13 protein-coding genes and 1 pseudogene are annotated in these 21,769 nt (G+C 63.2%); 7 read left to right on the forward strand and 7 right to left on the reverse strand.

Annotated elements, in window-relative coordinates; genetic code table 11:
- Window positions 1-385: 385 nt before the first annotated feature.
- The 5 genes and pseudogenes from FHY04_RS21195 to dinB form a co-directional block, all read right to left on the reverse strand.
- Window positions 386-3,853 carry a YhaN family protein gene (locus FHY04_RS21195; protein ID WP_133192306.1) on the reverse strand — a complete coding sequence of 1,156 codons (3,468 nt, stop codon included), beginning with the start codon at window positions 3,851-3,853 and terminating at the stop codon, window positions 386-388.
- Entirely contained in the window at window positions 3,853-5,106 is a 1,254-nt protein-coding gene (locus tag FHY04_RS21200; protein ID WP_133192307.1) for a DNA repair exonuclease, read from the reverse strand. The genes FHY04_RS21195 and FHY04_RS21200 overlap by 1 nt, the downstream gene beginning before the upstream one ends.
- Window positions 5,107-5,237: 131 nt before the next feature.
- Window positions 5,238-6,122 (reverse strand): 3'-5' exonuclease, encoded by an 885-nt coding sequence (locus tag FHY04_RS21205; RefSeq protein ID WP_240699131.1) that lies wholly within the window; start codon window positions 6,120-6,122, stop codon window positions 5,238-5,240.
- Window positions 6,119-6,682 carry an alpha-ketoglutarate-dependent dioxygenase AlkB gene (locus FHY04_RS21210; RefSeq protein WP_240699132.1) on the reverse strand — a complete coding sequence of 188 codons (564 nt, stop codon included), beginning with the start codon at window positions 6,680-6,682 and terminating at the stop codon, window positions 6,119-6,121. The genes FHY04_RS21205 and FHY04_RS21210 overlap by 4 nt, the downstream gene beginning before the upstream one ends.
- A pseudogene (dinB, locus tag FHY04_RS21215) lies at window positions 6,679-7,766 on the reverse strand (DNA polymerase IV). Before dinB ends, FHY04_RS21210 begins: the two are co-directional and overlap by 4 nt.
- A 342-nt stretch (window positions 7,767-8,108) precedes the next feature.
- On the opposite strand from dinB, the gene FHY04_RS21220 reads away from it, so the two are divergent.
- The 7 genes from FHY04_RS21220 (at window position 8,109) to FHY04_RS21245 (ending at window position 17,335) form a co-directional block, all read left to right on the forward strand.
- Window positions 8,109-11,585: a DNA methyltransferase gene (locus tag FHY04_RS21220; protein WP_133192308.1), complete on the forward strand. Its 3,477-nt coding sequence runs from the start codon at window positions 8,109-8,111 to the stop codon at window positions 11,583-11,585.
- Window positions 11,586-11,872: 287 nt separating this feature from the next.
- A complete protein-coding gene (locus tag FHY04_RS21225) occupies window positions 11,873-13,507 on the forward strand; it encodes a hypothetical protein (protein ID WP_183937795.1) in 1,635 nt (544 codons plus the stop codon).
- 22 nt (window positions 13,508-13,529) lie between these two features.
- Window positions 13,530-14,252 (forward strand): hypothetical protein, encoded by a 723-nt coding sequence (locus tag FHY04_RS21230; RefSeq protein ID WP_133192310.1) that lies wholly within the window; start codon window positions 13,530-13,532, stop codon window positions 14,250-14,252.
- An 82-nt stretch (window positions 14,253-14,334) separates the two neighbouring features.
- A complete protein-coding gene (locus FHY04_RS22350; RefSeq protein WP_221211926.1) occupies window positions 14,335-14,481 on the forward strand; it encodes a hypothetical protein in 147 nt (48 codons plus the stop codon).
- Complete coding sequence (locus FHY04_RS21235) at window positions 14,481-14,834, forward strand: HipA domain-containing protein (protein ID WP_311725911.1); 354 nt, start codon at window positions 14,481-14,483, stop codon at window positions 14,832-14,834. The genes FHY04_RS22350 and FHY04_RS21235 overlap by 1 nt, the downstream gene beginning before the upstream one ends.
- On the forward strand, window positions 14,831-15,946 hold the full coding sequence (locus FHY04_RS21240; protein ID WP_133192311.1) for a hypothetical protein: 1,116 nt from the start codon (window positions 14,831-14,833) through the stop codon (window positions 15,944-15,946). Before FHY04_RS21235 ends, FHY04_RS21240 begins: the two co-directional genes overlap by 4 nt.
- Before the next feature lie 12 nt (window positions 15,947-15,958).
- Complete coding sequence (locus FHY04_RS21245) at window positions 15,959-17,335, forward strand: hypothetical protein (RefSeq protein ID WP_133192312.1); 1,377 nt, start codon at window positions 15,959-15,961, stop codon at window positions 17,333-17,335.
- Window positions 17,336-17,408: 73 nt separating this feature from the next.
- Here the strand turns inward: FHY04_RS21245 and FHY04_RS21250 are convergent, their stop codons facing one another.
- Together FHY04_RS21250 and FHY04_RS21255 are read right to left on the reverse strand one after the other, a co-directional pair.
- Window positions 17,409-19,337 carry a UvrD-helicase domain-containing protein gene (locus FHY04_RS21250; protein ID WP_133192313.1) on the reverse strand — a complete coding sequence of 643 codons (1,929 nt, stop codon included), beginning with the start codon at window positions 19,335-19,337 and terminating at the stop codon, window positions 17,409-17,411.
- Window positions 19,334-21,610, reverse strand: a complete 2,277-nt coding sequence (locus tag FHY04_RS21255; RefSeq protein ID WP_133192314.1) for an ATP-dependent endonuclease — start codon at window positions 21,608-21,610, stop codon at window positions 19,334-19,336. The genes FHY04_RS21250 and FHY04_RS21255 overlap by 4 nt, the downstream gene beginning before the upstream one ends.
- Window positions 21,611-21,769 lie beyond the last annotated feature (159 nt).

A 21,769-nucleotide genomic window follows, 5' to 3' on the forward strand; every position in this document is an offset into this window, starting at 1 on the left:
CACGTTGTCGTCCATGGCGGCGTGATCGACCCGGCCATGTCCGGAGATCAAAGCGGCTACGCCGCTGAAGCTACACCACGCGGTGGGACACGATCGGACCTACTCGAAGCGCGATTGGTCGGCCCCGCATGGCTCTGAGATCATCAAATGTGCGTCAGAGCCCTTTTTCCACGCCGATCCACAGCGGCGGACGCTGAACCAAGTCCGGGGCTGGCTTGATCGTTTGCCAAAGTGATGCTTTGCCGGCTTTCAGGGTTTTGGACTAAAGGCACGGCGGTTCGTGCTTTCGGGTGTGAATGCCGCGGAGCAAGCGAATGCCGAGTGGCGGCGGGCAGCGACACTGGCCTGCCTGGTAACCGTACTTCCAACTTTTCGAATGGAGACGCTACGCAGCGAGCGCGCCGATCGGTTCGATCGTGTGCAGCCTGAATCCATCAGATCCCACCGCGTTACGCGCGACGTCGATGAGATGAGCGTGATGGCTGAACACGATCACTTGGCTATGCGCAGATGCTGCCGCGAGTACCCGTAGAAGCGCGCCTGCGCGACCATCATCGGCGGTGATCAGCAGATCGTCGCAGACAATCGGCAAGGATCCCGCGCCAGCGCGTCCTTCGATCGAGCCGAGCCGGAGGGCAAGGTATAGCTGGTCGCGCGTTCCCTCGCTGAGTGCCTCGACGCCGACCTCGCCGCCGTCGGACCGCCGCGCGAGGATGATCGGACGGTCGTTATCGCCATAGCCGACCGTGAGGCCGGTAAAGGCACCGCCCGTCACCTCCGCGAACAGCACGCCCGCCCTCGCGATCAGCGGCGCCTGGTTTGTCGTGCGATGCCGGTCAAGCATCCAGCGGAGCAGCGCGGCCGCGCTCGCTGCCTGGATGTGCTCCTCGGCTGCCTGTGCCAGCGCTGCAGTCGTCTCGAAGGCAGTCTGCTGTGCGTCGGCCGCGGTGCTCTCGCTAGCCGCACGGCCGGCCTCTTCGTCCGCCGCGTTCAGCGTTCGACCGACAATTTCTCGATCAGCAGCGACTTCGCGACGGCGATCGTCAATCCGGGCACGCGCGCTTGACGCGTCCTCGACAGACAAGTCCGCGATCTCGGTCGCCAGCGTATCAAGTCCGGCACCATTGTCGCCACCTGCGAGTTCGTCGAGCGCTCCGCGTTCCGTCGCTCGAAGAAGGTCTCGCCGCGAAACGCTGGCGATGATCCCGTCCAGGTCGGCTTCGTCCGTCGTACCGGCTGCGTGCAGCATCGCGTCTATCGCGTCGGCAATGCGGTCGAGCCGACGCACCGCTTGGTCAAGCTCGCCGGCTATGCGCGCGCGATCAGCTTCAAGGCTCGCCAGCGCGTCGCGCGCGCGGATCGATGCGCGCAACGAAGCCGCAAGCTGGCGCACGTGGTCGACCTTGTCGGCTGATCCGGTAACCTGCAGCTCAGCCAGCACGGCTCCGAGTTCGGTATTGAACGCCGACCGGTCCCGCTCGATACCTTCGATCTGCCGTGCGATCGTTTCTCGTGCCCCGGTCTCCTCGCCGACATGGGCGATGGCGTCGAGAGCGTCGGCAAGCACGGTCTCACTGGCATCGGCAGGAAGAGCCGCCTCGCTGGCCAGTCCTGCCCGTTCCTGATCAAGCGCGACCCGTGCGCGCGCCAGGTCGGCAACCTCCACTGCAAGCTCATCCGATGCAAGTTCGACCGTGGCCGAGTGCGCCAGCAGTCGATCGCGACTGGCTGCGGCGGTCGTCAGCGCAGCGGCATGGCCGCTCGCGAGTGACACCAGGTTCGCATTCTCGGCTGTTGCAACCGGTCCCTTCGCCGCTGAAAGGGCAGTCGCGATCGCGGCTCGCGCTTCCACAAACCGGCTCGTCATCTCCTTGAGGGCCAGCTCCGCGGACCCCGCGTCGCGGTCAGCTTCGAGCGCTGCGACCCGCTTCGTGAGCCATCCGGACAGGTCCGCCGGTGCGATAGCGCGCTCAAACCCAAGCATCTGCAGTCGATCGGTCCAGCCTTGTTCGACCAGATCCAGTGCCGCCTGATATCGTTCCTCTCGCCGGTGTGCCGCAGCCGCCAGGGCTTTCGCTTCATCGAGGGCGACGGTCGTCAGGACATACTCGGCGACGCGGGCAGCTTCAGCATCGCGCCGGTCGGCCAGTTGATCGGCCTCTGTAATGGATTGACCGAGCGCGCCGCCAATCCCATCGTCGTCGCTGAGATGCGGCACCACCAGCCGCTCGCGAACCCGGCTGACGAGTGCGTCGCGCTGCTGCCGTGCGGCCGCGATCACGTCAGGTGTGGGAAGCGTCCCGCCTGCGATCAGGCCCTTCAGCCTTGCCCCGGCCCGTATCGCGCTAGTCTCGGCTGCCTCCGCATCCTTGCGCCCACCGGCTGCGTTACTCTTTGCCGCCTCCGCACTACCGCGCACTGCGGCAGCTTCCGCCTCGGTTGGCACGGCAAGCGTGCGCAGACTGGCTGCCGACCCCTGCCACGGGGCAAGATCAGACAGGCGTTCCGCGGCAAGCGTCCGCTTCCGCTCGGCTTCCATCATCGCCTCTGCCAACCGCGTTTCCGCGTCGGCCGGCAAGAGCTGGAGCGCTGCGATCAGGTCGGCAGGATCGACCGTCCCGCTCACCGTCGCAAGATCACGCTCAATCGCGGCCCGGTCCCGGACGAGCTTGACCCGCTCTTTCTCGACCGCTGCCTCACGGGCCTTCAACTCTCGAACGGCATCGAGATGCGTAGCCGCACGCCTGCGCCACCCGGCCGAGGGGATAGGCTGTCCCGGTGCGATCCGCGCTTCGGCAAGCGCGGCAGCCAGCTTTGCGTCGATACGGTCCAGCTCGGCGCGACGACGCTCCAGATCTCCCGCAGCCTTGGCAATGACCGGCCGTTGCTCTTCCAGCGCCTCGATCCGTTCCTGTTCGGACAGGATGATGCCGGGCCGTTCCACGCCTGCGATCGCCTCTTCGACGCGCGCCAGATCCGCCTTCGCCTGAGCCGCAAGTTCGACGGCCGTGACGCGGTCGGCGCGGAGGGTGGCCAGCTGCGCCCCGACGTCCTGCGGCAGCGTGGGCAGCTCTTCCAGCCCGACCAGTTCGGCGCGTGCAGCGCTCAGGCGCGCAAAGGGCGCACGCGCCCTCCCCACCCGATCCAGGCGCGCCTGCTCGCGGTCGAGCGCCTCGGCTTCGTCGATGAGTGCGGTGCGGCGCGCCTCGGCGTCGGCGCGGCGCTGTCGGGCCTGCGTCCAGTCGGCATCGCTGATCGACGTCTGCCGCACTTTGGCGAGCGCCTCGGACCGCTCGCGCATCAGTCGGTTCACCGGCGGATTCTGCCCGCCCGGCTTGAACAGGGCCGATGCTGCGTCGGTCAGCCGGGCAAGCTCGCTGCCAATATGCGAGACGCCCGTTCCCGCCTCGAGCGTGATCCGCGCCGCATCGTCACGACCGCCGATGATGCTGGCACCGCCCTCGCGCAGCTTGGTGTGGTCCAGCCCGAACATCCGCTCGAACCCGGCACGATCGATGCCGCCGAGCAGCGGTGGCAGTGGGTCGATCTTGAATGGCGTGCCGTCCGCGGCCAGCAGCGTATCGAGGTTGCCTTTGCGCCGGGTTACGTCGAGCAGGTCACCGTCGTGCTCTATCAGTGCCCGCAGGCGAAGCTGCTTATAGTCGTAGCGCCAGTTCTGTCGGCTCTGCCCGGGGATGCCGAACAGGAAGTCGCCGATCGCCTGCAACGCCGTCGACTTGCCTGCTTCGTTCGGGCCGACGACGAGATGCAGGTCGGGACCGCCAGTGCCGAAGTCGAACACCCGGTCGGCAAAGCCGCCGTAGCGAACGAGCTCCAGCCGGCGGAACCGCATCAGTGCGCGCTCTCGCCGAGCCGGGCTTCGACGAGTGCCTTGGCAGCGCGGACCAGTGCCGCACTGTCTCGGCCCCGCGCGGATGCTAGCAGCGGTGCGGTATCCGGATCGCCGATATCCGCCGGCAGCTTTGCCGTGAGCGGCGCGATGGCGTTCTCGATCGCGCGGAGGCAGTCCGGATCGTCGAGCGCCTGGGTCAGCATGTCCAGCAACTCGGGCGGCAGGCCGGTAGGCAGCGCTGCGTCGTTGGCGATGATCTTCACCCGCTCGATCCAGAGCGCGTCGGATACACCGACGGCATGGCCGCGGACCTCCGCCTCGAACCATGCGGGATCAGCACGGAGGCGCTGCGCGAGCGGACCGTCGACCGTGATCGAGACCCGCGCGGCCAGCGGGCGACCGTCGGCGCCTAGAACGGCAGGACGCAGCTGCGCCTGGATGGCAGCGAGCGCCTCCATAGGATCTGCCGCGCCGATCGCGTCGACCCGGGCGTGTGCCCAGCGAACTTCGTCAGTTGCACGATGCTCAACGTGCAAGATAGCGCCTTCCTCGACACGGACGACCACAGCGCCTTTGGCGCCGGTCTCCCGGATGTGGCGCCCTTGTGTATTGCCGGCGAAAACGACGTGCGGGTGATCGGACCGGACCACGTGATCGTGAACATGGCCCAGCGCCCAGTAATCGTGGCCGGCCGCCTGTAGCTCGCCCAGACTGCATGGCGCGTAGTTGGCATGCCCCTCATGGCCGTCGAGCGCGGTGTGGAGCAGCGCGACGTTGAGCATGCCGGGCACCGGCGGGCAGTAGGTCGATGCGATGTTCTCGGTCGTTGCCGCTTCCTTGTAGCTGCGGCCGTGAACGACGACCCCGAGATCGTCGAACCGCACGCTCTCGCACTTCGCGCTCTTGAGCTTGTAGACCCCTTCCGGAGCGGTCAGGTGGCGGGTGACGCGGCTCTCAGCGTCGTGATTGCCGAAGGCGATCACGGAGCGGATGCCCGCCTTCGTAAGGCGCGCCAATTGCGCGATAGCGAACTGGCCGGTCGATTGATCCTTCCAAGCCCCGTCGTAGAGGTCGCCGGCGATCACGACAAAGGCAGCACCTTCCTCGATTGCCAGATCCACGACGTTGGAAAATGCTTTGCGCGTCGCGCCGCGCACTAGTCGCGAGAATGCCTCGTCACTCCGCGATAGGCCGTGCAACGGGCTGTCGAGATGTATGTCCGCCGCGTGGATGAAGGTGAGGTTTCCGGCCATTGATCAGGGCTTACCACGTCGTGCCGTTGGGAGGAAAGCTTGTGGGACCGACCTAGGAGCCTTCATTCAGCGGCCCTCCCACCAGTTCCAGAGCCGGACGCCATACTGCGCGACTTGAAGTCGGAATCTGGTCACCCCAGGGGTAGCTTGAGCTGGCGACGGAGTTCCCCCTCAGTGACGATCTCGATCGGTACTCCGCCCTGCCGAAGCTCTTCGGCACGGCGATGGTCCGCGTGCGCGGTGACAAAGCGACCAAAGGGCTGCTCGTCACTGATGACGAGCTTGGTCGTGGTCGTGCCGACCGATGCCATGATGCGCGCGCCGGCTGCCGCGAGGCAGCGCGCAAGCGCACCGTCGCGCGCTGCACCGAGGATCGCTACGCGCTCACCCTTCAGCGGACCCGTCTCCGCCGCTTTGGGTGCCGGACCGCGGCGCCCGCTGGCCGGCGACAGCCACCCGGCGAGCCCGATGCCGGTGTGTTCGATGGCACGGACGATCACCATGCCGGCAGCACGCGCATCGCTAAGCGCGTCATGATGCTTGTGTCGCACGCCGAGGAACTTCGTCACAACGTTCAGCCTGTGACTGGAGAGCTCGGGCCAGGCGCGCTTTGCCACACGGACGCTGTCGAGCCACGTCGTCTCGATGACCCTTCGCTCGTGGACCGCGCACGCCGCGCCGAGCGCACCTTTGTCAAAGAAGGAGTGCGCGACGGTGACGCGGCCTGTCAGGTGCCCGTCGATAGCGGCATGAATATCGCCGAACGTCGGCGCGCCGAGGACGTGGTCACCGGTGATCCCGTGGATGCGGGTGTTGAACGACGAGAAGCGGTCGGGCGGATCGACCAGCGTCTCGTACTCGAACATCTCGACCCCGTCCTTGAAGCCGACGATGCCGATCTGGCAGATGCTGCTGACGCGCGAGCAGGCGGTCTCCACGTCGACGACGACGAAGTCGGGTGCAGCCGTGTCCGCCGTGAGCGGTGCCGGTTTCTGAATGGTCAGGGAATCCATCATGTCCGACCTGCAAGGCTGCGGAACGTGATCGACCATCGCGGCCGTTCCATCTCGACGATGCTATGCTCCCATTCGTGCCGGGCGGGTCCGCTCATGTGGTAGGCCGCGCGAGGGGCAAGCGGCACCGATGCTCTGTCGAACCCGCCGGGTCGCCGCCGGCGGAAACGCATTGTGGCCGGCTCGCCAAGTGAGATGCCGAGGACGTGACCGTAGATCGGCCGATCGCGGTGCCAACCGATGCCCGCCCCCGGATCGTAACGGATCAGCAGCGCCTGGATCAGGTCCTCCGAATTTAGATCCGCGAATGCGGCTGCCCGGCCGCGGAACGGGCGTAGCCAATCGGGAATAGACGGCGCCTCCGTCGGTCGGCCCACCTCGAAGTCGTAGCTCCAGCCGAATGAGGTCGTCAGACGCTTGCCGGTCCAGCTCTGAAAGCGAAACGGCGTGAGATCGGTCGCGTCGATGCGATCGATCAGCATCCGCTCCTCGGCTGCGTCGATGAGGTCCGCCCGGATGCTGAGCCCCGGCAGCATGGGTACGTCGAACAGGTCCAGCGTCACGCCGCCACCTCTGCGAAGATCGGCAACCCGCTTGGCATAACCGCCTGTGGCGCTACAAAGTTCGACACGGTCACGCCGACCAGCCGGATGCCCTTTTCAGTCGGCAGCACCAATCGGATCAGCTCCAGTGCCGCGCAATGCAGCCCATCCTTCGTGGCTACCGCTGCGGGCTGGCTGCGGCTGCGCGTGATCTGCTGAAAGTCACCATATTTTACCTTCACGGTCACGGTCCGGCCGAACGCCTGCCTGGTTTCGCACCAACGCCACACGTCGTCAGCCATCCGCAGTACCCCCGCCTCGATCTCGCCCGGCTCGGTCAGATCGCGATCGAAGGTCGTCTCCGACCCCGACGACTTGCGGACGCGGTTGGGATTGACCGGCCTGTGATCCTCGCCGCGGGCGATCGCGTAATACCATTCGGCCGAACTGCCGAAGTGTCGTTGCAGGAACTCGAGTGATTTGGACCGCAGGTCCGCGCCGGACTCGATGCCGAGCCGCTTCATCTTCTCCGCTGTCACCGGCCCCACGCCGTGGAAGCGGCTGACCGAGAGCGTCTCGACCCATGACGCGCCCATGTCGGGGGTCACAGCGAACTGGCCGTTGGGCTTGCGGTGGTCGGACGCGAGCTTGGCGAGGAACTTGTTGTAGGAAATGCCGGCCGATGCCGTGAGCCCGGTCTCTGCAGGATCGCAGCCCTGATGTCCTTAGCCGTCAGCCAAGCCGTCTCGATGCCACACTTGTTTGCAGTCACATCGAGATAGGCCTCATCGAGCGAGAGCGGCTGGATCAGGTCGGTGTAGCGCGCAAAGACCTCGTGGATCTGGCGGGAAACGTCGCGGTAGACCTCGAACCTTGGCGGCACGAACGTCAGGTCTGGGCAGCGTCGTAGCGCCGTCACCGATGGTAGTGCCGATCGTACGCCGAACTTCCGCGCTTCATAGCTCGCGGCTGCGACGACGCCACGGGCGGCCGCGTGACCGACAGCAACTGGACGACCACGAAGCGTCGGGTCGTCGCGCTGCTCCACGGATGCGAAGAAGGCATCCATGTCGACGTGGATGATCTTGCGGGTCACGGCGATCATGACTTCGCCATACTCGATTCAGAACGAAGTGGGAACACGGATCAGCATGGGGCCATGCCGCGAAACGTTCGCTTCTTGATGGCGCTCGCTCTGTATGTCGGCGGCTGACCAGACCCACCTTCAGCCATCTGGCTGCATCTAACCACGTTTCGAGAGTCAGCGTTCGTTCAAATCCTATCCTCTCCGACGGTCTGCCAGGTGCCTTCTGAAAAACGACCCCATCGGGCAACTTTTGGCAGTGACCTATCCTGGCATCCGGTCACGAAGGTCGCCGCTACGTTCGGAAGCGCTTGCTCATCGGGCACCGGCGTTTCACACATGCTCGAGGAAAAGGGTAGGCCAGTGGACGTCGAAGATTTTATCTCCAAGTGGAAGCCGGCGGGCGGAAACGAGCGAGCGAACACGCAGCTGTTTGTTAGCGACCTTTGCCAATTGCTCGGCGTCGACGCGCCCCGGCCGACGCTCAGCGACACGAGTCAAAACGACTATGTCTTCGAGCGGCATGTCATCAAGACGGAGATCGATGGCATGACATCAAACGGGTGGGTCGACTGCTACAAGAAGGGCAAGTTCATTCTTGAGGCGAAGCAAGGAAGCAACGCTGATCAGGCGGCGGTGGACGCAGGACGAGGTACCGATCTTCGCGACTTTTTCGGCCAGACAGCCGAAGACCGCTACAAGCGCGGCATGGCTCGGCGGGGCACGGCGGCTTGGACGGGGTCCATGCAACGGGCAGCAAGCCAGGCGGAAGGCTATGCAAAGAACGTCCCGCGCTCACACGGATGGCCGCCTTTCCTGCTCGTCAGCGATGTCGGTTACTGCATCGACGTATACGCGGACTTTCAGCGCAATGGTAAGGGCTACGCACCGTTTCCGGATCGGCGCCGCTACCGAATCACGCTTGATGATCTCCGCGACGAGAAGGTCCGGGAACGTCTTGCGGCGATCTGGACTAAACCGATGTCGCTCGACCCGTCAGCAGAGGCGGCGCGCGTCACCCGCAAGATTGCCGATCACTTAGCGGTTCTCGCGAGAGGCATTGAAGCGCGCGAGCAGGATGCGGATCGCGTGGCTGCCTTTCTGATGCGCCTTCTTTTCACGATGTTTGCCGAGGACACCGGGCTGATCCCGAAGTCGAGCTTCAGCGCGTTGCTGAAGAAGCTTCGAGACCGGCCTGAGCTTCTTGCTCCCCAACTTAGTCAGTTGTGGCAGGCGATGAACAACGGCGGTCTCGCCTTTGGTCTGGGCGAAACCGGGGAGATCGTACGGCAGTTCAATGGATATCTTTTTAAGGACGACACTGCGCTGGCTCTCCGCCAAGACGAGATAGATGTTCTCATTGATGCCGCGTCGTCCGATTGGCGCCAAGTCGAGCCCGCCATCTTCGGTACGTTGCTTGAACGTGCCTTGAACCCGAAGGAGAGGGCGAAGCTTGGCGCGCACTTCACACCACGTGCTTATGTCGAGCGATTAGTGGGTCCCACTGTGATGGAGCCACTGCGCGCGGACTGGGAGGGCACGCGCACAGCAGCCACGCTCGCGGCAGAAGCTGGCGACAAAGAGAATGCTCGCCTCGAGGTGGAACGGTTCCACTCGAAGCTAGCCGCCATCACGATCCTCGACCCGGCCTGTGGTACCGGCAATTTCCTGTACGTCGCGCTAGCGCGATTAAAGGAACTCGAGGGCGAAGTGCTTGAGCTGCTCGAGGCGCTAGATGACGAGCGCTATTTATCGGAACTTGGTAGCCATACGATCACCCCCGCCAATTTTCACGGTCTCGAGATCAACCCCCGCGCGGCGCAAATCGCGCAGCTGGTACTCTGGATCGGCTATTTGCAATGGCATTTCCGTGTGAATGGCGAAGACCGGATGCCAGAGCCCCCAGTCTTGCGAGACGTCCGCACCATCATCGCCGCAGATGCGCTGATGGACTGGGACGAGAAGGTTCCAGTTTTTGAGAAGGGCATGGAGAAGACCGTCTGGGACGGCACGTCGATGAAGCTCAATCCCGTGACGGGTCGACCGATCCCGGATCACTCCGGGCGTCGGCCCGTCTATCAATACATCAACCCGCGGCGGCGATCATGGCCGAAAGCCGATTTCATCATCGGCAATCCGCCGTTCATCGGCTGCCGCCGCATGCGTAAGCGGCTCGGTTCATCGTACGTCGAGACGTTACGCCGCGTCTATGCTGAGCTTTCAGGAGAAATTGACTTCGTTACCTACTGGTGGGCGCGCAGTGCCGAGCTCGTGGCGAGTGGAGCCGCTCGCGGTTTTGGCCTCATCACCACCAAAACCATCTCTCAATCGAGCAACCGTTCCGTGCTTCGGCAATATCTCGACGCTGACAGCGGAGGTTCTCTGTACTTGAGCTTCGCCATTCCGAATCATCCGTGGCACGATCAAGAGACAACGGCTTCGGTCCGAATCGCTATGACGACGGCGTTTGTTGGCCAAGGAGTGGGGCGTCTCGTCAGTGTTGCGTCGGAGAAGCGGGTCAAGGGCGAAACTATTCTGGAGTTCTCGGAAGAGGCGGCGCCAATAAACATTGACCTCACCACCGGCGCCAACGTTGCGGGAGCTACCGCGCTCAAGGCGAACGGCGGCATCTGCCGGATGGGCGTGAAGATGTCTGGAGACGGCTTTAAAATCAGCGTGACTCAAAGGGAGCAGTTCATTGCCGACGGGGTGCCAGCGCATCGCATGCCTCTGGTGGTCGCCGGTACTGACGTTACCGAGCGACAGAGCGTCACTTATGCGATCGATGTCTCGGACATCGAGGCAGAAGAGGAACTACACAGTCGATATTCGACGGTGCACCGTTACCTGTTTGATCATGTCAAACCCGAGCGTGATGAGAATGATCGCGAGCAGTATCGTCTGAATTGGTGGAAGTTTGCTGAACCCCGGCCTCGGCTCCGCAGTGCCATTGCTAGCCTGCGCCGATACATCGTCACCAGCGAGACGGCGACGGAGCGGTTCTTCAAGTTTATACCCAGCGCGAGCCGGCTAGTCGATGGTTCGGTCATCGCTGTTGCTTCCGATGACCCATATATCCTTGGCGTCCTCTCGAGCACCGCGCACTCTGTCTGGGCGCTCCGCGCAGGTGGGCGGATGGGCTCTGGTGATGATCCGCGCTATCAGAACGAGACGTGCTTCGACCCCTTTCCGTTTCCGCCGTGCGGCGCGGAGGGGCAGCAGAGAGTTCGTTCCTTCGCGCGCAAGCTCGACCGCTTACGGCGCCGGGTTCAAGCCAAGCATCCTGAGTTAACCCTCACCTCACTCTACACGACCCGTGTGGCCATGCGTGAAGCAGAAGCACAGGGGAAAGTGCTGGAGCCAAAGGTCCGCTTGATCGCCGAGAAGGGCGAGGTCTCGTTGCTTAGCCATTATCATGCAGAAATCGATCGGGCGGTCGCCGAGGCCTATGGCTGGCCGGCCAATACGGACACCGACGAGATGCTGGCGAGGCTCGTGGCCTTGAACGACGCGCGCGCTGAGGAAGAACGCAGCGGAACTATCAACTGGCTCCGGCCCAATTACCAGGCCAAGTCGCATCGGCGGAAGCCGACCCAATCGGTTCTGCAGTTCAACAGGGCAGATAGGCTGAAAAGGACGCGGATCGAATGGCCGAATGGCTTGCCTGAGCAGTTTGTGACCGTCGCACGCGTCATTACACGTTCGGCCATGCCAATGGCGCCACAGGACGTCGCCCGGTCGTTCGTCGGGAAACGAGCGGCTTCGATGATCCCGGTTCTTGACGCACTGGCGGGCATGGGGATGCTTCGTAAGCTTGAGGACGGACGCTACGCTGCATAGTTCGTGTCGCATCAGCAATCGGCGCGGCCACACTCTGTCCCCCCGCTGCCTTGGCGAGCTAGGCCCTGCTGCCACGATCTTCGGGCCGATCAGGCGGCCGGAGAGACCCAGAAGTAGACGCTCCTGCGACTTCAGCGGCTCCCAATAAGCGGACGTTGATTCAACTAATGTGTTAGCCTTGGAGCTGCAGAGCTGGTCCAAATGACCCGCGCCCGGTATGGGGTCCCAGTGAAGCCTCGTCACCACAAGCGCGCCCTAGCCATGGCCGCCGAGGCTCCTGTCGCGCCATGACGCTCGACGGATTCCTCACGATACTCGCGCTCGCCGCGGCGATCTACGCGGTCCTGTCTCCGGTGCAGCGGCAGCGCGTATCTCTGACCTGGCGGCCGCAGCTCGTCCTCGCGGTGCCGATGTTCGGGCTGATCATCGGGTTCGAGCTTCAGGATTGGTCGCCGCCGCCGTGCTCGTTCGCGCTGAGCCAGGTCTGCCGCGGCTTGGTCTTGGGCGGCGCCGAGCCCGGCCCGGCACGCAAGTTCGCCTTCTTGCTCGCCTGCGCGTGGCTATTCGGCGCGGTAGCCTTGCATGCGGTCTCCAAGCCCACCTTGGCGAGCGTGCCGTCGTTCGCCAAGGTGGCGACCACGCTGATCGACGAGGAGCGGTACGGTGACGCACTGGAGCTGATCCAGCCGCACATCGCACTACTGGCACACGCCAGCCGCCGGCGCTGTGCCCGGCAGCGGCTGCGCGACTGGCTGGAGGAGTTCGGGCCGACACCTGAGCACTCGTTCCGGCGCTACCTGCTCCGGCCGGGAACGCGCCGGTACAGCGGCGAGGGTTGGCCCGAGTGGGCCGCGGCTCCGGTGCGGTGGATGGCGCGCTTCGTGCCGGCGGGGCGCCGGGGCGAGAGCGCCGCGGGCGACCTGCTCCAGCTGCTGATGAACTCGCCCAAGCTGTTCGACTACATCGTGTCGCGCCGGCCGTACTTTTCGCTCGGGCTGATACGCGAGCCGATCTACGGCGGCGCGGAGTTCCTCGAGCGCTTTCTTGGCGAGCTGATGCGGCGGCCAGGGAACGCGCTCTACCAGGAGATTGCCACCAACGACCGTTCCGAAGGACTGATCGGCTATCACCTTTCAGAACGCAACCGCATCCTCCACTTCCTGTTTGCCGATGCCAAGGTTGCCGAGGAACTGTCGGCATGGCAGGGGGTCGGCGACTACCTGAAGCGCCTACTCGGCGGCGACGAACGACCTGAATATTGGGCGTGGCTCAATGGTCAGCCCGACTGGTTCGAGCGAGACCAGCTGCGCGACCCGACCTATGTGGGGATGTTCTTTTTCGACATCATGGTCAGCGCCGCCGCCAAGCAGGGGGTCGGCTACCACATGTGGCTCTACTACTTCACCTCCTTCGCCGACCTGCTCGAAGACGGCTACGATTCTAGCGGCGCCGGCATCGACCGGACGGCCGAATTTCCGACCCGTGCCGCCCGCCTGCTCTACGAGCTGGTGAGCCACCTGGCCGCCTGGGTCGGGATGCTGCGGCACTTGCCGGAGGGCGCAGTCCACCGCAGGGCTCCCGACCGGAGGGACAATCCCGCGACCATCCCCTTCGCCGCGGCGCAGGCGCTCGGCCGCGTGCTCTCGGTGGCGGTCGGGTCGCGGAAGGTAGACGAGGGCGTGGTCCAGACCCTCCACGATGTCGCGATCCGGCCGATCAAGGAACTGCACCCCGACGACGGCGACCAGTCGGCTCTCCGAGCCTACCTCATCGACGCGCTGCTAAGCGGACGTGGACGATCGACCGACCTTGGCTACTTAACGCGGCTGGCCGAGCTGCTCGACGGGAATGACGACCTGATTGAGTATGAGATACCCGACTATGTATCCGCGCTCACGATGCGGATTAACGGGATGGGGTAATGACGGAGCTGGAGGCAAGGCGGTGAGCCTGTACCTGAACGAGCACGAGCGCAGCGCGCTCGCTTCGATCGACCGGGATGGGCTGCGCAAGCTCATCGATGAGGCGGTCTGTAGCTGCCGATCGAGCGCGCTCCACGAGCTCAGGCTCGCGAGCTGCGGCGCCCACGTTACCGGCCGGCTGCGGCGGTTCGAACGGGACCTAGACAGCTACATCAAAGCCAAGTCGGCGCAGAAGCGGAGCGATACGCGGCAGCGCGCGAACGACGCCGGAGCTGACCTCGTCCGGGCCGTCGGCGAGATGCAGGCCCGCATGGTCGAGGAGGATAAGGAACTCGAACGCTTCCGGATCGACGATCTGATCACGCCGCCCTCGCTCCTGCGGGAGCGCATCGAGGTCCGGGTCAGCTTCCAGTGGCGCGATGCGGCAGCGGACGGGTGGCGACTCGGCAGCATCACCTTCAGCCAGCAGGTTGACCTCAGCCCAGACTACACGCGGCCGCAGCCCAAGCGGAAGCCGAGCGCTAGGGAACAGGCGGAGGCCCAACAGGACGAGCTCTACCGCCATTGGGAGCACCTCCGTATGCTCGCCATCCATTCGGTGCGCGAGTATCTGCAGAAGGGCGGCAACGGCGCCGCCATCCCTCGGTTGTTCGAGACGCGCGCCAGTGCGCACAGCCGCTACCTTAATAATTTTAGCTGCGACTTCTGGCGCGACGAGGCTACCTCACCGAGTGCAACAGGCTGAGACTGACCCATGGCTGACGTCGAACTTCATTCGACGCATCCAGTGACTTGACCGAAATGGGTTTTAACCGCAGCTTCAATCTATGGCCTGCAATGTTGATGACCTGCAGAAGCAGTTCACGGCGCTAGAGCGCCGCAAGCACGGTGATGCTCAACGCTGCCGCGTCGAAATTCGCGCTGGCAAGGAGGACTACGTGCTGTCTATCGGCGCGTCGCCTTCAACGTACTGATTCCCAATGTCGACGATCACCTGCGCAACCATGGCTTCCTTTGGCTCGGCGCGGCGGGATGGTCTCTTTCCCCCGCCTACGACCTCAACCCTGTGCCCATCGACCTCAAGGCGCGGGTGCTGACGACGAACATCGACCTCGATGAGGGCACGTGCTCACTCGGCCTGCTTGAGGCGGCTTCGGAGTTCTTCGGCCTCACACTGCAGCAGGCCCGCGCAATCATCAAAGAGGTCGCGACCGTGACCGCAACGTGGCGTGCCACCGCCAAGGCGGCCGGCGCCCGCTCCGGCGAAATCACCCGGATGGCCAGCGCCTTCGAGCGCGATGATCTCAAGCGGGCGCTGGCGCTATGACCCGAACCTTCATCTACAGCTTCACGCCGCCTTCACTTGACCCGTCCCCGGGCGCGACCATCGCGCTGGACGTTTCTGAAATTGAAGACGCCGGCATCCGCGAAGTGCTTCAGACGCCGGGCGCAGCCTATGGCGCATGGTCGATTCTGGATGCCCTGCTCACGCCGACCGGAGCGGGCACATCCTTCATTTTCAGACAACCGCTGGGCCAGGCGCGCGAAGTGAAGGTCGCGTTGTCGGGCCTTTTCGGACGATTCGTCGCCCGCGCCTATCTCGAGCGATATTTCGATCTCTCCATCTTCGCCCATCTCGGCAACCACATGATCGATCTCGACCGTCGCAAGCAGGTCAGGATCAAGCGCCTTGCCCGAGGCGATCTCCCCGACTGGATCGCATGCAAATCCGATCTCAGCTTACTAACGATCGCGGAAGCAAAGGGCTGTCACGACCCGGGCGGACCGGCGAAAGCACTCGCGCGCGCCTGGACGCAAGCCGGGCGCATTGACGTGACCGTCCAAGGCCAAAAAGTCACCGTGAAGCGGATCGCGATCGCAAGCCGGTGGGGCGTGGCCAATTCCAGTCCCGCTGATGCTCACCTGTCGGTTCGCGATCCCATCGACAAGGGCGATCCCATCGATCCGCAAAACAAGGACGCTCCGTTCATCGGGCTGCTTCGTCTGCATGTCGCCAATATGATCGAACCTCTCGGCCATACAGAACTCGCTCAGGCACTACGCGCTCTGACACGCCAAACGTTTCCGCGACCACTCCGGGACGCGGCCGCTCGCGCACGCACCATCCTCGACAGTGCGACGATAGGACAAATGGAAAAGAGCCAGGATATCGGCGGCATGGTGGGCGGGATTGTCACGCGGGCCGGCCCGATTACCGACGCGGTCGCTAGTACTATTGATCAGGAGGCTCTGGCCCGGCTCAACCTTCGCCCGGTTTTCGTCGGAGTAGACCGGGATCTAATCCGTGCGGCAATCGACGGGGAAGCGGATGCCATTCGCGGTCGCCTGGCAGCAAAAGTGAGCCCCGATGAATTCGCGCGGCCAGATCGCGCTGGCGGTTGGATCATCCCGCTCGGCGCGGAACGACGTATCATTTGAGGGGCTTAAACCGTGGACACTGGGTTTGTTGATCTCGACATTCTCCTCACTCAAATTCGGCATCCGCAGTCGAAGGTGTATTTTCTTGATGCGGTGAAGGCCTACAAGGCCGGCGCGTTGCGTGGCGCACTCACCTCAGCCTGGGTTGCCCTGGTCTACGACCTGATAGCCAAGTATCGCGAGTTGAGCGCTATGGGCGATGCGGCCGCGACGGCTTTCCTTCAAGCGTGGGATAACGCGACCGTCACTGGCGACATCCCCAAGCTGCTTCAGCTCGAACGGGGCATCCTCGGAGACGCAACGGCCAACACCCAGGTAGTCAATCGCATCGCCCGAACGCATCTGGAGCGCCTGCGCGAAGACAGACATCTTTGCGCGCACCCGGCCTTCTCGGCCGAGGCGGATTTGTTCGCGCCATCGCCAGAGCTAGTGCGGCTTCACCTCGTCAATGCGGTCGATCTCGTGCTTTCTCAGGAGCCCTTACAGGGCAAAGCGATCTTCGACCTTTACGACGTTGACGTGCAGTCGCCGGGCTTTCCGACGGAATACGAACGTATTATGGACTATGTCGACCAGCGTTACTTGGCGCGCGTCCGCGCCCAGAACGTCCGCAACTTCGGCACGGTGCTGGCAAAATCCCTTCTCAAGGGCGTACCCGCGCAATGGGAGCCGCTCCATCGCAAGATTATCCCCTCGCTGGTCACGGTGCGCGAACGCGCTGCTGAGGCCTGGCCAGATATCTCCATGGCGATCGTCAGGCTGATGGACAACCTCGAGCCGGCGAACCGCCCTCGCGCCATCGCGTTCATCGCCGCTTTTCCGGATTTCTGGCCAGAGCTTCAGGAGCCAACGCGGACGGCCCTGCAAGCGACCATCGACAACGCCGACCCCGCGGCCCTCGCCGACTACCGCATCCTTGCAGGCGTGACCGTCCCACAATTCCGCGTCGCGCTGCTGCCGCTGATCGCCGGCCTCAATCGGGAAAATCTGGCCGCCGCAATCGCCTCTCAGCCGCTCGCCGACCTATGGCCTCGGGCAGTTGATGAGTATCAAGGTTCTGGTAGCTGGCGCGGATCAGAAGTGAACTTCAGCGTTCTCATCACGCCGTTCGCCGGCCGTCTTAACAGCCAACAGCTTGACCAACTTCTAGATGCCGTCATTGACAACGGGCAGAACTGGGATGCAGCGGAAACGGATACGCTTCTGCTCGGTGTGCTCCGGAACGCGGTACCCGCTGATCGGCCGACCCCTGACGCGCGCAATCGTTTCTGCCAACACGTTCGCCGCGTGCGGCGTGCTGATAAATACGAAGACGTTCTCAACTTCCTCCAGTCCGACGGCTGGGTGCTGCCACCGCTAGAACAGCCGGTCGATGACGAACCGATGTAAAATCGCAGGCGCTCAAAAGATCGCGTCGATGACCTTGCTTAACATACTAGAGCAGCTGGCACATGCCGCAGACCTACACGATCACCTCAACCTCATCTGCCGAAAACCAACCGTTCTTGACCACGGAGATGGCCAGCACTGCCGGATCATCGGTGTAGCCCACCAGCGCCAAGCTCTTTTCGGCTCGCGTGGCGGTGACATAAAGCAACCGTCGAGTCCGATCGGCGCCGGTCTCCTCGCCGGCGGCGGCGCGCTTAAGATCGGTCCCCGAGAGCGGCTTGGTTCCGAACAGTTTTTCGTACGAGAACAGGAAGCCCTTGGCGTCGGTGTCGTCCATGATCACTAGGACGCGCTCGAACTCCAGGCCTTTCACACCTTGATGAGTACCGTAAGGGCCTTGGTCGGCGACATATTCTACGAAGGGTACGATCTGTCGGTAGGGCTGGCTCAGAAAGGCGCGCCAAGCCTCAAGGCCCTTAATGACCGGCGATTCACTGTCCGCACCTTCCTCGACCGCTTCATCCTCGGCTTGGGCGACATCGTCAGTCTCCGTTGCCGGGGCATCTCGCTCGAGAAAGGGCGCTAGGCTGGCGGGAATCTCGAAAAGACTATGCTCCGCGACGCACTGAAGAATGTCCAAGAACGTCATGTCGGGGTTTGACCGGCGCAACTTTAGCAGGGCAGTCACTGCGGCGCGGGGCGCCCGTAACGGGTCGGCGGAGTTTTCGCTCTCTGCCAACGCCTTCGTCTTCACGAGAGGGGACGCTTCGCGGAGCAAATTCATGATGGCGAAATCCTCGCCCGCGTCAGACGCGGCGAACAACGGCGCCACCCGCTCGCTGAACAGACGCAAGCCCGGTAGGCTCCCTTGCCGTAGTCCGGTCGAGAGGCTCTTATCGACATCCAGCGCGCTGAACATGCTTGCAAACCCCCGACGCGAGGCCGCCATATGATGTTCGAGGGTGAGCGTCTTCACGTCTTCAGCCGGCCCGTCCCAACCGTCGTCAGCGCAGACGGTCCTCATCCGCGCATGGATTCGGCGCTCCAGCGCGGGTTTGTCGGATGTGTCGGACCGGGCGACGAAGAACCGAACGACGCCCTCAATGCTGTCGTCGCGTGCAAATTGGGTTTGGCCATCGGCTCCAGCCCGTATCGCATTGCCTAATTGCACGATGCGCCGGCCAGAGCGATGGTTCATCCGTTTCACGGGGCTCGCCCAGCCATCGGGAACCACCGTGCCGAGATCAGCTTGGCCATCCCCGTAGATTCGCTGCATCGTGTCGCCCAGCAGACCCAGAGCAAAGCGCGCGCCTTGAACCTCGGCAAGGTAGAACAGCGCCGCGATCAGCCCCTTCGTCGTGTCTTGGCTCTCATCAATCAGCAGGAAGGGATAGCTATTGACCACGACCGCCTGCATCGCCGGCTTGGTAGTGATGAATGCGGCCGCAATCGCGAGCACCTCGGCGTGAGAAAGGGAGTCCGCGCCGAAATTGTCGCCGTTAGGATTGTAGGTAAAGGTTCGCGGAACGCTAAGGTACTCTAGGCGACGCTCGATCGCCTTCATGGCCCGATCGCGATCGATCGAAGCTTGACCAGCGCGACCTTTGGCTTGCTTCTCGACGATTTCCGCCAGCGTGACGGGCAATGTTTTCAGGAGCCAGACGCGGATGTCGGTCTGATGGGGGCCGATCAGCGTCCAGCAGAAACTGTGGATCGTCGAGACCGGAAAAAGCGGGTCCTCGCCAAGTCGGTCCGTGATTTCTTGGGCGGCGGCGCGCGTGTAGGTGATCACCGCAATCCTCGAGCCCGCCCGTCGATAGGCGTCGCCGTATTGGGCGCGAAAACCTTCCAGGGCGCGTTTGAGAGATCTCGTCTTGCCCGACCCGGCACCGGCGTAGACGAAGAAACTGCGCGGCGCTGCCGGGTTGAGACAGGTCCGGATGATGTCATCAACGTCATCGTCGGTGTTAGCGGGGCCCAACTCGATCGGCGTCATCGTCATGCCACCGGCTCGCTAAGGGCGATGTCTTTGGCGATCGCCTTTTCGAACCAGGCCAGGCCTTTCTCGATATAGAGCGGTGGCCGGATCGCAGTGGCGTCCTCGTGCATGAGGCAGTCGAGAGCGAATGCGGCCTTCTCGGCCGTCTTCAGCAATTCAAACAGCTCGTCCGCCAGCGCCTCCCCACCCAACTTTTCGTCAACAAGCGCGCGGATGCGCTTGCTCGTCGGCGACCCTTCGACGGATTTGACCGCCTCAATGTTCTGCAAGACGAGAGCATCCTCAAAGGTCCGCGGAATGATCTTCGTTGCGGTTTTGTCCCCCTCCACGGGCGGTAGCGGTTGCTGAAACGCGACGCGCAACTCGTAGCCCTCGCAGGTCGGACATTCGAGCGCGTCGTCCTTGAGGGCGGCCAAATCGTCGATCAGTTCCTTACCCGGATGCCACGTCTTGAGCACCGGATTGGCAGTCTTCTGATCGGCGCCGATCTGCGGCTTCGTCGATTTCCAGCGAATTGCTTCGCCCCCCGCTGCCAGCGGCACTTTCACGGCGTGCGTTGCGTCCAGATCGGCAACGATCAAGGTCGTCAGCCCGAGCTCGTCCACCAGTTGCTTAAAGCTGTGAGCATGGCTGCCGCCGAGATCGAGGAGAGTCACGTAGCGACGGGACAGCGCGGGGAAGTGATGACGGATGAAGTGCGGCACCAGAATCCGTTCGGCCTGGCCCTCGACGAAGATGATGCCGTCGGCGAAGAACAGGTCGCAGTGGGTGGCCTTCAGATAGCGTTTGACGAACCGTTGGGTCTCATCGACGCCGCCAAAGACATAAGAAAGATTGGCGACCGTGGTCGTCGGGGTCTCGCCTTTCGCGCCAGCGGGCCGGCGCCGGAAATACCGAAGGCTAGCAAAGTCGGCCTCATGGGCCACGTGGCTGGAATGGGTGCTGACCACCAATTGGGTGTGATACTGCGTCTTATCGCCCAACTCGGGACGTTTGCGCAGCAAGGTGTACGCCTTGTTGATGAAGACCTGTTGAACTTGGGCATGGAGGTGGGCCTCCGGCTCTTCGACCAACACGAGATGCAAGGGCGCAATTTTCGGAAGAGACGCCGCATCGACGTCGCTCATTGCCTTCCCGACGCGCATCCAGTCATCTCGATAACTCATTAACATGAAAACCATGGCGATCAGGTTCTGATAGCCAAGGCCAGCGTAATCTTCGGGGAGGCGCAGGGCACTGAGCCCGTCCGCCCCCGGTTCCGCGACCTGATACTGCACGGCCGACCCGTGCTTGAGCCCATCTATGGCGCGCAGCTGGGTTGTGATCTTGAGCTTTGGGTTGTTGACGCCGGGATAGCCGAGCTCCTCCAGCTCGTCGAAAGCCGCCGAAAAACCGGCTTCCAGACGTTTGTCGAAGTTGCGCTCGGCAAGTTGGATCGCGCCGAGCGCGTCATAGTCCTCGGCGGAAGGCGTCTTCGCCGGGTCGAGGTGGCGATCGTAATAGCCACGAAGCTGGTCCGAGAGCCGCCGCTTGAACCGACGCGGGGTGACATCACTGCCCCCCTCTTCGTCGGCTGCACGCTCGCTGGCATCTGAGAAATCCCGCTGCGCAGCGATCTCGTCAATTTTGATGAGATGCCGGAACGGGTTCTTCTCCAACGGAAAGGCCCCAGCCGGGAGCGCCTGAGGTGCCGCCGAGCCATTCTTCGGCGGGACCACGGCCGCAGGGTCGAGAGGATAGGCGCTCAATTGCACATGGGCGCGAAGCTTGCGTTCGAGGAAATCGGTCAGTCGCTCAGGCCAGATAGTAATCGGTTCGCTACCGCCCCCCGGTGTTGCGACTTTCACCGCGGCTTCCCGATTCAACAAATAGTCAGCCTTCAAGCGATCGAGGGAATCCAACTCGTATTTTAGCCGGACACCGATCAGGCCTCCGTTCCATTCGAGAGTGGGCAAGATGTGAACCACATGCTGAATTTCAGTGATCGGCACGTCGAGCCAGACATCTAGGCAAGGGAGGAGGTCGTTGAGCTCATCGGCCGCAGGCGCACCTTTCTCCCAAGCCGTGCCGACGGCGTCAATCCGCGTCCAGTTCGCGATTGTGACGTCTCGAAGGGCCAAGCGGTTGGGCGCCAAAAGGAAGTATCGCAGCGCCACCATCGCAGACGTCTTACCGCTATTGTTTGCACCGACCAGAATCGTCGTTCTTCGATCGAAGTCGAGATGGGTGGATTTGAGCTTCCTAAAATTGGAAATTTCGACGAACTTGATACGCATAGACCCCCGCCCCTGTGACTTGCTCCGTCCCTGTCCTTGCATGTATCGCTACCAGAACTCGAGCTTTTCTGCACCGATTAAGATCGACGGAGCCTGCGACCGCCAACCCGCATGTCACGATGATCGCGCTCCTACACGAGCTGGTCTCCAACACCCTCC

It is taken from the genome of Sphingomonas sp. BK481 (assembly GCF_014194875.1).
Lineage (GTDB): Bacteria > Pseudomonadota > Alphaproteobacteria > Sphingomonadales > Sphingomonadaceae > Sphingomonas > Sphingomonas aerolata.

What these genes read in the sequence shown, in the direction of transcription:
- FHY04_RS21195 (WP_133192306.1), bottom strand. Translation starts at nt 3,853, where the DNA reads ATGCGGTTCCGCCGGCTGGAGCTCGTTCGCTACGGCGGCTTTGCCGAC.
- FHY04_RS21200 (WP_133192307.1), bottom strand. Translation starts at nt 5,106, where the DNA reads ATGGCCGGAAACCTCACCTTCATCCACGCGGCGGACATACATCTCGAC.
- FHY04_RS21205 (WP_240699131.1), bottom strand. Translation starts at nt 6,122, where the DNA reads ATGATGGATTCCCTGACCATTCAGAAACCGGCACCGCTCACGGCGGAC.
- FHY04_RS21225 (WP_183937795.1), top strand. Translation starts at nt 11,873, where the DNA reads ATGACGCTCGACGGATTCCTCACGATACTCGCGCTCGCCGCGGCGATC.
- FHY04_RS22350 (WP_221211926.1), top strand. Translation starts at nt 14,335, where the DNA reads ATGGCCTGCAATGTTGATGACCTGCAGAAGCAGTTCACGGCGCTAGAG.
- FHY04_RS21240 (WP_133192311.1), top strand. Translation starts at nt 14,831, where the DNA reads ATGACCCGAACCTTCATCTACAGCTTCACGCCGCCTTCACTTGACCCG.
- FHY04_RS21250 (WP_133192313.1), bottom strand. Translation starts at nt 19,337, where the DNA reads ATGACGATGACGCCGATCGAGTTGGGCCCCGCTAACACCGACGATGAC.
- FHY04_RS21255 (WP_133192314.1), bottom strand. Translation starts at nt 21,610, where the DNA reads ATGCGTATCAAGTTCGTCGAAATTTCCAATTTTAGGAAGCTCAAATCC.